General features: G+C 65.2%; 6 protein-coding genes. All 6 read left to right on the top strand.

Features of this window, described 5'->3' with window-relative positions:
* Window positions 1-61: 61 nt before the first annotated feature.
* Window positions 62-2524: a glycogen/starch/alpha-glucan phosphorylase gene (locus EN738_RS22205; RefSeq protein WP_127285591.1), complete on the top strand. Its 2463-nt coding sequence runs from the start codon at window positions 62-64 to the stop codon at window positions 2522-2524.
* A 148-nt stretch (window positions 2525-2672) separates the two neighbouring features.
* Window positions 2673-4886 carry a 1,4-alpha-glucan branching protein GlgB gene (gene glgB, locus EN738_RS22200; protein WP_127285590.1) on the top strand — a complete coding sequence of 738 codons (2214 nt, stop codon included), beginning with the start codon at window positions 2673-2675 and terminating at the stop codon, window positions 4884-4886.
* Between the two features lie 27 nt (window positions 4887-4913).
* A complete protein-coding gene (gene glgC / locus EN738_RS22195) occupies window positions 4914-6179 on the top strand; it encodes a glucose-1-phosphate adenylyltransferase (RefSeq protein ID WP_127285589.1) in 1266 nt (421 codons plus the stop codon).
* A gap of 22 nt (window positions 6180-6201) precedes the next feature.
* The gene (glgA, locus tag EN738_RS22190) at window positions 6202-7647 is read left to right on the top strand and encodes a glycogen synthase GlgA (RefSeq protein ID WP_127285588.1); all 1446 of its coding nucleotides are present in this window, start codon (window positions 6202-6204) and stop codon (window positions 7645-7647) included.
* Window positions 7648-7650: 3 nt separating this feature from the next.
* A complete protein-coding gene (locus EN738_RS22185; RefSeq protein WP_127285587.1) occupies window positions 7651-9279 on the top strand; it encodes an alpha-D-glucose phosphate-specific phosphoglucomutase in 1629 nt (542 codons plus the stop codon).
* A 196-nt stretch (window positions 9280-9475) separates the two neighbouring features.
* The coding region (glgX, locus tag EN738_RS22180) for a glycogen debranching protein GlgX (protein WP_127285586.1) at window positions 9476-11275 on the top strand (1800 nt) is incomplete at its 3' end.

Raw genomic sequence — 11275 nt, 5'->3', positions numbered from 1 at the left:
GGGGTAGGGTGGGAGGAACCGTGAAAGCCGGTATGATCATGGCAACCGCACGAGAGGCGACATGACAAGCGCGATGACGACCGAAGCTCCCATCCTGGAAATCCACGACCCCAAGACGCTCGCCGACGAGGTCTTGCTGGCCCTCAAATACAGGGTCGGCAAGGGCACCAACGTCGCCACCCAGTACGACTGGCTCACCGCATCGATCAAGGTCGTGCGCGACCGCGTCGTCGATCAGTGGATGCAGGCCACGCAGGAGGCCTACGCCCAGCAGGAAAAGCGCGTCTACTACCTGTCGCTGGAATTCCTCATCGGCCGCCTGATGCGCGACGCATTCTCCAATCTCGGCCTGATGGACAACATGCGCGAGGCGTTGCGCTCGCTCGGCGTCGACCTCGACCTGATCGCCGGGCTCGAACCCGATGCCGCGCTCGGCAATGGCGGCCTCGGCCGGCTCGCTGCCTGCTTCATGGAAAGCATGGCCACCGTCGGCATTCCGGCGCATGGCTACGGCATCCGCTACGCCAACGGCATGTTCCGCCAGGAGATCCATGACGGCTGGCAGGTGGAGCTGCCGGAAACCTGGCTCGATCACGGCAATCCCTGGGAGTTCGAGCGCCGCGAGCGCTCGTTCGAGGTCGGCTTCGGCGGCTCGGTGGAATCGATCACCTCCAAGGACGGCAGGCTCGAGCGCCACGTCTGGAAGCCGACCGAGCATGTGCTGGCCGTCGCCTACGACACGCCGGTCGCCGGCTGGCGGGCCAACCGCGTCAACACGCTGCGGCTGTGGTCCGGCATGCCGATCGATCCGATCCTGCTCGACAAGTTCAACGCCGGCGACCACATCGGCGCGCTGGCCGAAAGCAACAAGGCCGACGCCCTGTCGCGCGTGCTCTATCCCGCCGATTCCCACATGGCCGGGCAGGAGCTCAGGCTGCGCCAGGAGTATTTCTTCTCCACCGCCTCGCTGCAGGACATCGTGCAGCGCCATCTCAGCCAATATGGCGACCTGCAGTCGCTGCCCGACAAGGCGGCGATCCATCTCAACGACACCCATCCGGCGATCGCCGTGCCCGAACTGATGCGGCTCCTGATGGACGTCCACGGCATGGATTTCGACCAGGCCTGGGACATCACCAAACGCACCTTCGGCTACACCAACCACACGCTGCTGCCGGAGGCGCTGGAAAGCTGGCCGGTGCCGCTGTTCGAGCGGCTGCTGCCGCGCCACATGCAGATCGTCTACGCCATCAATGCCGAGGTGCTTCTGGAGGCGCGCGCCACCAACAAGTTCTCGGGCGAGCAGATCAGCCGCATCTCGCTGATCCAGGAGAATGGCGACCGCCGCGTGCGCATGGGCAATCTGGCCTTCGTCGGCTCCCATTCGATCAACGGCGTCTCGGCGCTGCACACCGAGCTGATGAAGGAGACGGTGTTCGCCGACCTCCACAAGCTCTATCCCGACCGCATCAACAACAAGACCAACGGCATCACGCCGCGGCGCTGGCTGATCCAGTGCAATCCCGGCCTCACCGCGCTTGCCCGCGAGGCGATCGGCGACCGCTTCCTCGACGATATCGACGCCATCAAGGGGCTCGACGCCTTTGCCGGCGACGCCACCTTCCGCGAGAAGTTCGCGGCGGTGAAGCGGGCGAACAAGTCGAGGCTCGCCAACCTGGTCGCCGACCGGCTCGGCATCAAGCTCGACCCCTCGGCGCTGTTCGACATTCAGGTCAAGCGCATCCACGAATACAAGCGCCAGCTGCTCAACATCCTGGAAGCCGTCGCCCTCTACGACCAGATCCGCTCGCATCCCGAACGCGACTGGATGCCGCGCGTAAAATTCTTCGGCGGCAAGGCGGCGCCGAGCTACCACAACGCCAAGCTGATCATCAAACTCGCCAACGACGTCGCCAGGGTCATCAACCGCGATCCGGCGGTGCGCGGCCTGCTCAAGGTCGTGTTCGTGCCGAACTACAATGTCAGCCTGGCCGAAGTGCTGATGCCGGCCGCGGACCTTTCCGAGCAGATCTCGACCGCGGGCATGGAAGCCTCCGGCACCGGCAACATGAAGTTCGCGCTGAACGGCGCGCTGACCATCGGCACGCTGGACGGCGCCAATGTCGAGATCAAGGAATGCGTCGGCGACGACAACATCTTCATCTTCGGCCTGACCACCGCCGAGGTCGCCGAGCGGCGCAACAACGGCTACAATCCGCGCGCGGTGATCGAAGGCTCGCCGGAACTTTCGCAGGCGCTCGCTGCCATCTCCTCGGGCGTCTTCTCGCCTGACGATCCGCAGCGCTACCGCGCATTGATCGACGGCCTCTACAACAGCGACTGGTTCATGGTGGCGGCCGACTTCGACACTTACGCGGCCACCCAGCGCGAGGTCGATACCGTCTGGCGCAACAGCCCCGACTGGTACGCGCGCGCCATCCGCAACGTCGCCCGCGTCGGCTGGTTCTCTTCCGATCGCACGATCCGCCAATATGCGAAAGAAATCTGGAACGTGCCCGTCTGATATGATTGCATGAGGTCACGAACAACGTGGCCCCTAGTGGAGTGAGTTTGACACTTGCGACCGATCCAGGACCAGTCGGCGATGCAGATGTCGAAGTCAAACCTCCGCTAGTATTTGAGTACGAGTGCCCAGGGAGGGCGACCGCCTGATGAGGAAGCCGCGCGCGACCGCTGCGACGAGCGGGCCGGACGGACTGGCGCCAGCCGGCGATGTCGCGGCGATTGTCGCCGGCACGCATGGCGATCCCTTCGCGGTTCTCGGCGTGCATGAGGCCGGCAAGGGTTTTGTTGCCCGCTGCTTTGTCCCGAACGCCGAGCTCGTCACCGCCTACACGCTGAGCGGCAAGGCGGCAGGCGAGCTGTCGCGACGCGACGATTCGGGTTTCTTCGAGGGCAAGCTCACGCTCAGGAAGCGTCAGCCGCTGCGCTATCACGCCAGGAATGCCGGCGGCGACTGGTGGCTGACCGATCCCTATTCCTTCGGTCCGGTGCTCGGCCCGTTGGACGACTACTATATTGCCGAGGGCTCGCATCTGAGGCTCTTCGACAAGCTCGGCGCCCATGTCATCGACCATGAGGGCGCCACCGGCGTGCATTTCGCCGTCTGGGCGCCCAATGCGCGGCGCGTCTCGGTGGTCGGCGCGTTCAACGAATGGGACGGGCGCCGGCACACCATGCGCGACCGCCGCGACACCGGCATCTGGGAACTGTTCATCCCCGATATCGGCGCGGGCCAGCCCTACAAGTTCGAGATCATCGCCCCCGACGGCGTGAGGCTGCCGCTGAAGGCCGACCCGTTCGCCTTCGAGTCGGAACTGCGCCCGGCCACCGCGTCGGTGACGGCGCCGCCGATGGCGCATGAGTGGGGCGACGAGGCGCACCGCACGTTCTGGCGCAGTGCCGACCCCAGGCGCGAGGCGATCTCGATCTACGAGGTCCACGCCGGCTCCTGGCAGCTTCGCGACGACGGCACGTTCCTGAGCTGGGACGAACTCGCCGCGCGGCTGATCCCCTACGTCGCCGACACCGGCTTCACCCATATCGAATTCCTGCCGATCTCCGAGCACCCCTACGACCCGTCGTGGGGCTACCAGACCACCGGCCTCTACGCGCCGACCGCCCGTTTCGGCGACCCCGACGGCTTTGCCCGTTTCGTCGACGGCGCGCATCGTGCCGGCATCGGCGTTATCCTCGACTGGGTGCCGGCGCATTTTCCCGTCGATGCGCATGGCCTCGCCCGCTTCGACGGCACTGCGCTCTACGAGCACGAGGATCCGCGCCAGGGCTTCCACCCCGACTGGAACACCGCGATCTACAATTTCGGCCGCCGCGAGGTGGTGTCGTTCCTGGTCAACAACGCGCTGTTCTGGGCCGAGAAATACCATGTCGACGGTTTGCGGGTCGACGCGGTGGCCTCGATGCTCTACCTCGACTATTCGCGCAAGGCCGGCGAATGGATCCCCAACGAGAAGGGCGGACGCGAAAACCTCGAGGCAGTCGCCTTCCTGCAGAAGATGAACAAGGAGGTCTACGGCCACCATCCCGGCGTGGTGACGATCGCCGAGGAATCGACCTCATGGCCGAAAGTGTCGCGGCCGGTGCATGAGGGCGGGCTGGGCTTCGGCTTCAAGTGGAACATGGGCTTCATGCACGACACGCTGGAGTATTTCTCCAAGGAGCCGATCTACCGCAAGCATCACCACAACGACATCACCTTCGGACTTGTCTACGCCTTCTCCGAGAACTTCGTGCTGCCGCTCTCCCATGACGAGGTCGTGCACGGCAAGGGCACGCTGCTGGGCAAGATGGCCGGCGACGACTGGCAGAAATTCGCGACCTTGCGCGCCTATTACGCCTTCATGTGGGGTTACCCCGGCAAGAAGCTCCTGTTCATGGGCCAGGAATTCGCCCAGCGGCGCGAATGGAGCGAGGCGCGGGCCCTAGACTGGGACTTGCTTGACCACGCTCCGCATCGCGGTATCTGGCAGACAGTGCGCGACCTCAATTATCTCTACCGCTCGCGTCCGGCGCTGCATGCGCGCGACTGTGAACCGGAGGGCTTTTCCTGGCTGATCGTCGACGACAGCGAGAATTCGGTGTTCGCCTGGCTGCGCAGCGCGCCAGACGGCAATCCGATCGCCGTCATCTCCAACTTCACGCCGGTACCGCGGGAAAATTACCGCGTGCCGCTGCCGAAGGCCGGCAAATGGCGCGAGATCATCAACACAGACGCTTCGGCCTATGGCGGTTCGGGCAAGGGCAATGGCGGCGTGGTCGAGGCCAGGGCGGAAGGTGGAGGCGTATCGGCGACGATGCTTTTGCCGCCACTGTCGACGATCATGCTCGAATTTGTCCCGGACTGAACGATGCCGTAATTTGGGAGGGTAAAAATGGCAGACTTGAAAAGAACCCAGCCGCTGGCACGTGATGCCATGGCCTACGTGCTGGCCGGCGGGCGCGGCAGCCGTCTCAAGGAACTGACCGACCGCCGCGCCAAGCCCGCGGTCTATTTCGGCGGCAAGACGCGCATCATCGATTTCGCGCTGTCCAATGCGCTGAACTCCGGCATTCGCCGCCTCGGCGTTGCCACCCAGTACAAGGCGCATTCGCTGATCCGCCACCTGCAGCGCGGCTGGAACTTCCTGCGCCCCGAGCGAAACGAGAGCTTCGACATCCTGCCGGCCAGCCAGCGCGTCTCCGAGACGCAGTGGTATGAAGGCACGGCCGACGCCGTCTACCAGAACATCGACATCATCGAGGCCTATGGCCCCGAATACATGGTGATCCTGGCCGGCGACCACATCTACAAGATGGACTACGAGCTGATGCTGCGCCAGCACGTCGACGCCAATGCCGACGTCACCGTCGGCTGCCTCGAAGTGCCGCGCATGGAAGCGACCGGCTTCGGCGTCATGCATGTCGATGCCAAGGACACCATCATCTCCTTCATCGAGAAGCCGGCCGACCCGCCCGGCATCCCGGACAAGCCGGACTTCGCCCTGGCCTCGATGGGCATCTATGTGTTCAAGACCAAATTCCTGATGGAGCAGCTGCGCCGCGACGCCGCCGAGCCCGGCTCCAGCCGCGACTTCGGCAAGGACATCATCCCCTATGTCGTCCAGCACGGTAAGGCGATCGCGCACCGCTTCGCCAAATCCTGCGTGCGCTCGACGGCCGAGAACGAGGCCTACTGGCGCGACGTCGGCACGGTCGACGCCTATTGGGAGGCCAATATCGACCTGACCGACGTCACGCCCGAACTCGACCTCTACGACCGCGACTGGCCGATCTGGACCTATGCCGAATTGAAGCCGCCGGCAAAATTCGTGCATGACGAGGATGGCAGGCGCGGCTCCGCGGTTTCCTCACTGGTCTCGGGCGACTGCATCGTCTCCGGCGCTTCACTGAAGAAAAGCCTGATCTTCACCGGCGCGCGCATCAATTCCTATTCGACGCTCGAAGAAGTCGTCATGCTGCCGGACGTGCATGTCGGCCGTAACGCCAGGCTGAAGCGCGTCGTCATCGACCATGGCGTGCGCATCCCGGAAGGGCTGGTGGTGGGCGAGGATGCCGCCCTCGACGCTAAGCGCTTCCGCGTCTCGGAGAAGGGCATTTGCCTCGTCACCCAGGACATGCTCGACAAGCTAAAACTGTAGACAGGATGGGATCATTAAGCGCATGCAGGTTCTGTCGGTCACGCCCGAAATCTTCCCGCTGATCAAGACCGGCGGGCTCGCCGACGTGACCGGCGCTTTGCCGATCGCGCTGGCCGGCAAGGGCGTCGCCATGCGCACCCTCATCCCCGGCTACCCTCAGGTGATGGCCGCCTTCAAGAAAAAGAAGGCCGTCTACCAGTATCCGCTGCTGCAGGGTGGCAAAGCCTCCATCCATGCCGTTCAGATCGCCGGACTCGACCTCTTTGTGCTCGACGCGCCGCATCTGTTCGACCGCCCGGGCGGCCCCTATGGCAATGCCACCGGCGCCGACTGGCCAGACAATTGGCGGCGCTTCGCCGCGCTCAGCCAGGTTGGCGGCGACATCGCCGGCGGCGTCATCTCCGGCTACCAGCCCGACATCGTGCACGCCCATGACTGGCAGTCGGCGATGGCGCTTGCCTATATGCGCTACGGCAAGGCGGTCGGCGTGCCGTCGCTGATCACCGTGCACAACCTCGCCTTCCAGGGCCAGTTCGGCGCCGGCATCTTTGGTGAGCTCGGCCTGCCGGGCGTGGCGATGGCGCTCGACGGCGTCGAATATTACGGCGGCGTCGGCTATCTCAAGGCCGGTCTGCAGGCCGCCTGGGCGATCACCACGGTGAGCCCGACCTATGCGCAGGAGATCCGTTCACCCGAATTCGGCATGGGCCTTGACGGGCTGATCAACATGCGCGCCACCGATCTCCATGGCATCGTCAACGGCATCGATGTCGACATCTGGAATCCCGAGACCGACAAGCATCTTGTGGCCAATTATTCGGCCGAGACGCTTGCTGCGCGGGCCAAGAACCGCAAGGCGGTTGAGGACCGTTTCAATCTCGAGAGTGACGACAGTCCGATCGTCTGCGTCGTCAGCCGGCTGACCTGGCAGAAGGGCATGGACATTTTGGCTGCGGTCGTCGACGGCATCGTCGCGGCCGGCGCGCGCCTGGCCATCCTCGGCTCCGGCGACGCCGGCCTCGAAGGCGCGCTGCTTGCTGCCGCCGCCCGCCATCGCGGCCGCATCGGCGTCGTCGTCGGCTATGACGAGGCGCTCTCGCACATCATGCAGGGCGGCTGCGACGCCATCGTCATCCCGTCGCGTTTCGAGCCTTGCGGGCTGACCCAGCTCTACGGCCTGCGCTATGGCTGCGTGCCGGTCGTCGCCCGCACCGGCGGGCTCGCCGACACCATCATCGACGCCAACGAAGCGGCGATATCGGCTGGCGTTGCGACCGGCTTCCAGTTCGCGCCGAACAATGGCGGCGCGCTCGTCCATGCCATCCACCGGCTGGTCAGCGCGCATGCCAATCCCGCCGTTTGGAGCTCGATCCAGCGCCAGGGCATGAAGGCCGATGTCTCCTGGGACAGGAGCGCCGAGAAATATGTCGAACTCTATCGCCTGCTGCTTTCGAAAAGGGTTGCCTGAATCATGATACGGACCGTCGCCACCAAACCCTATCTTGACCAGAAGCCCGGCACCTCCGGCCTGCGCAAGAAGGTGCCTGTGTTCCAGCAGGAGCACTATGCGGAGAACTTCATCCAGTCGATCTTCGACGCTCTGGAAGGGTTCGAGGGCGAGACGCTGGTGATCGGCGGCGACGGCCGCTTCTACAACCGCGAGGTCATCCAGAAGGCCATCGCCATGGCTGCCGCCAACGGCTTCGGCAAGGTGATGGTCGGGCAGGGCGGCATCCTCTCGACGCCGGCCGCCTCCAACATCATTCGCAAATACAAGACCTTCGGCGGCATCATCCTGTCGGCCAGCCACAATCCGGGCGGCCCGCACGAGGATTTCGGCATCAAATACAATGCCGGCAATGGCGGCCCGGCGCCGGAGAAGATTACCGACGCGATCTTCGAGAAGACCAAGACGATTTCGAGCTTCAAGATCGCCGATATCGGCGCGATTGACATCGACACGATCGGCACGGTCAAGGCCGGCGGCATGACGGTCGAGGTTATCGATCCGGTCAGCGACTATGCCGAGCTGATGGAAAACCTTTTCGACTTCGATGCCATCCGCGCCAACTTCAAATACGGCTTCCGCATGCGCTTCGACGCCATGCATGCGGTGACCGGCCCCTATGCCAAGGAGATCCTCGAGCGCCGGCTCGGCGCGCCGAGCGGTACCTGCCGCAACTTCAAGCCGCTGCCGGACTTCGGCGGCCACCACCCGGACCCGAACCTTGTGCATGCCAAGCATCTCTATGACGAGATGATGGGGGCGGACGCGCCGGACTTCGGCGCCGCCTCCGACGGTGACGGCGACCGCAACCTGATCATCGGCAAGGGCATCTTCGTCACGCCGTCGGATTCGGTGGCGATGCTCGCCGCCAATGCGCATCTGGCGCCGGGCTACAAGGACGGCCTCAAGGGCATCGCCCGCTCGATGCCGACCAGCGGTGCCGCCGACCGCGTCGCCGAGAAGCTCGGCATCGGCATCTACGAGACGCCGACCGGCTGGAAGTTCTTCGGCAATCTGCTCGACGCCGGCATGGCGACGATCTGCGGCGAGGAAAGCGCCGGCACCGGCTCCAACCACGTGCGCGAGAAAGACGGACTGTGGGCGGTGCTTCTTTGGCTCAACATCCTCGCCGTGCGCGGCGAGAGCGCCAAGCAGATCGTCACCGAGCATTGGGCGACTTACGGCCGCAACTACTATTCGCGCCACGACTATGAGGAGGTCGACACCGACCGCGCCAACAGGCTGGTCGATGAACTGCGCGCCAAGCTCGCCTCGCTGCCTGGCACCAGCGTGCGCGGCCTGAAGATCGCCACCGCCGACGACTTCGCCTATCACGATCCGGTCGACGGCTCGGTGAGCAAGAACCAGGGCATCAGGATCCTGTTCGAGGGCGGCTCGCGCGTCGTCTTCCGCCTCTCCGGCACCGGCACCTCCGGCGCCACGCTGCGCGTCTATATCGAGCGCTACGAGCCGGATCAGGCAAGGCACGATCTCGACACCCAGGAAGCGCTCGCCGACCTCATCGCCGCGGCGGACGACATTGCCGGTATCAAGAGCCACACCGGCCGCGACAAGCCGAGCGTGATTACTTGAGGGTGGTTCTCCGCGGCTCCCCCTTCTCCCCTTGTGGGAGAAGGTGTCGCCGAAGGCGACGGATGAGGGGTGCTCCAGCTTGGCGCCCGCCTGCGTTCAAATCATCGATCCATCATTCCGTCCAACACCCCTCATCCGTCTCGGCGCTGCGCGCCGATCCACCTTCTCCCACAAGGGGAGAAGGGGAGGCGCGCGCGTGACCTCACCCGGCGCAACCATCACCAACGAAGGGATCCGCTTCGCCGCCTGGTCGTCGTCGGCGAGACGCCTTTGGGTCTCGATCTTCGACGATGCCGGCGAGCGCGAGATCGACCGGCTCGAGCTCGAACCGGAAGGCGAGGGCTTGCGCGCGCTGCTCGTCACCGGCCTTGCCAGCGGCACCCGCTACGGCTTCCGCGCCGATGGTGACTACACCCCCGAGCGCGGCCTCTGGTTCGACCCGGAGAAACTGCTCACCGACCCTTACGCCATCGAGATCGACAGACCGTATCAATTCAACTGGCGGCTTGCCGCCAAACGCAACGAAGGCGCCGACACCGCGGCATTGATGCCCAAGGCGGTCGTGGTCGCGCTGCCGCAACCGGCCGCGCTGTTGCCACCCGTCCTCAAGCCCGGTGGCCTGATCTACGAACTCAATGTCCGCTCCTTCACCAGGCTGCATCCCGACGTCCCGGAGGCGCAGCGCGGCACCATCGCCGCTCTCGCCCATCCGGCTGTGATCGAGCATCTGCAAAAGCTCGGCGTCTCCGCTGTCGAACTGATGCCGATCACCGCCTCGATCGACGAGCGGCATCTGCCGCCGCTCGGGCTCCACAACGCCTGGGGCTATAATCCCGTCACCTTCATGGCGCTCGATCCGCGCCTGGCGCCGGGTGGCGTGGCCGAATTGCGCGACACGGTCGCCGCCTTGCGCAAGGCCGGCATCAGCACCATCCTAGACCTCGTCTTCAACCACACAGGCGAGAGCGACCGCTTCGGTCCGACGCTGTCGCTGCGCGGCCTCGATGCGCAGGCCTACTACCGGCACGAGCCGGACGGCAGGCTGGTCAACGACACCGGCACCGGCAACACCATCGCCTGCGATCACCCGGTCGTCCGCGAAATGGTGCTCGACACGCTGCGCCATTTCGTCCGCGATGCCGGCGTCGACGGCTTCCGCTTCGACCTGGCGCCAGTGCTCGGCCGCGTCGACGGCACGTTCGACCCGCAAGCCCCGCTGCTTCAAGCCATCGCCGGCGATCCGCTGCTGGCCGACCGGGTGCTGATCGCCGAACCCTGGGACATCGGCCCGGGCGGCTATCAGCTCGGCAATTTTTCGCGACCCTTCCTCGAATGGAACGACCGCTACCGGGACGATGTCAGGCGCTTCTGGCGCGCCGATACCGGCACGATCGGCACCCTGGCGACCCGGCTTGCCGGCTCGTCCGATGTCTTCGCCAGGGCAGCGCAGGACAAGAGCCGCACGGTCAATTTCATCGCCGCGCATGACGGCATGACGCTGGCCGACCTCGTCGCCTATGAGGAAAAGCACAACGAGGCCAATGGCGAGCAGAATCGCGACGGCCATGGCGACAACCTGTCCTGGAACAATGGCGTCGAGGGCGAGGCCGACGACGCCTCGATCGTCGAGGCGCGGCTCGGCGATCAGCGCGCGCTGCTTGCTACGCTGTTTGCCTCGCGCGGCACGATCATGCTGACGGCGGGCGACGAGTTCGGCCGCTCGCAAGACGGCAACAACAACGCCTATGCGCAGGACAACGGCATCACCTGGCTCGACTGGGCAGGCCGCGACCAAGGGTTGGAGCGTTTCGCGGCAGCGCTCGCCGCACTGCGCCGCACCGTGCCGGCGCTTTCGGAAACGCGCTTCCTGAGCGGCCAGCCGCAAGCCGGTTCCGACGTGCCCGATGTTGCATGGCTGACCGAATCCGGCGCGCCGCTTGGCGAGGCCGACTGGAACGACTCGCGGCGCCATCGCCTCGCCATGGTGCTTGGCGGC

The sequence above is a fragment of the Mesorhizobium sp. M4B.F.Ca.ET.017.02.2.1 genome (assembly GCF_003998955.1).
In the GTDB taxonomy this organism is placed as follows: domain Bacteria; phylum Pseudomonadota; class Alphaproteobacteria; order Rhizobiales; family Rhizobiaceae; genus Mesorhizobium; species Mesorhizobium abyssinicae.
Note: the sequence above shows the minus strand (reverse complement) of the source record. Positions and strands in the feature narration are given on the sequence as shown.

Bases quoted from the DNA above. Each gene is read 5' to 3' on its own strand.
- EN738_RS22205 (WP_127285591.1), top strand. From the start codon at position 62: ATGACAAGCGCGATGACGACCGAAGCTCCCATCCTGGAAATCCACGAC.
- glgB (WP_127285590.1), top strand. From the start codon at position 2,673: ATGAGGAAGCCGCGCGCGACCGCTGCGACGAGCGGGCCGGACGGACTG.
- glgC (WP_127285589.1), top strand. From the start codon at position 4,914: ATGGCAGACTTGAAAAGAACCCAGCCGCTGGCACGTGATGCCATGGCC.
- glgA (WP_127285588.1), top strand. From the start codon at position 6,202: ATGCAGGTTCTGTCGGTCACGCCCGAAATCTTCCCGCTGATCAAGACC.
- EN738_RS22185 (WP_127285587.1), top strand. From the start codon at position 7,651: ATGATACGGACCGTCGCCACCAAACCCTATCTTGACCAGAAGCCCGGC.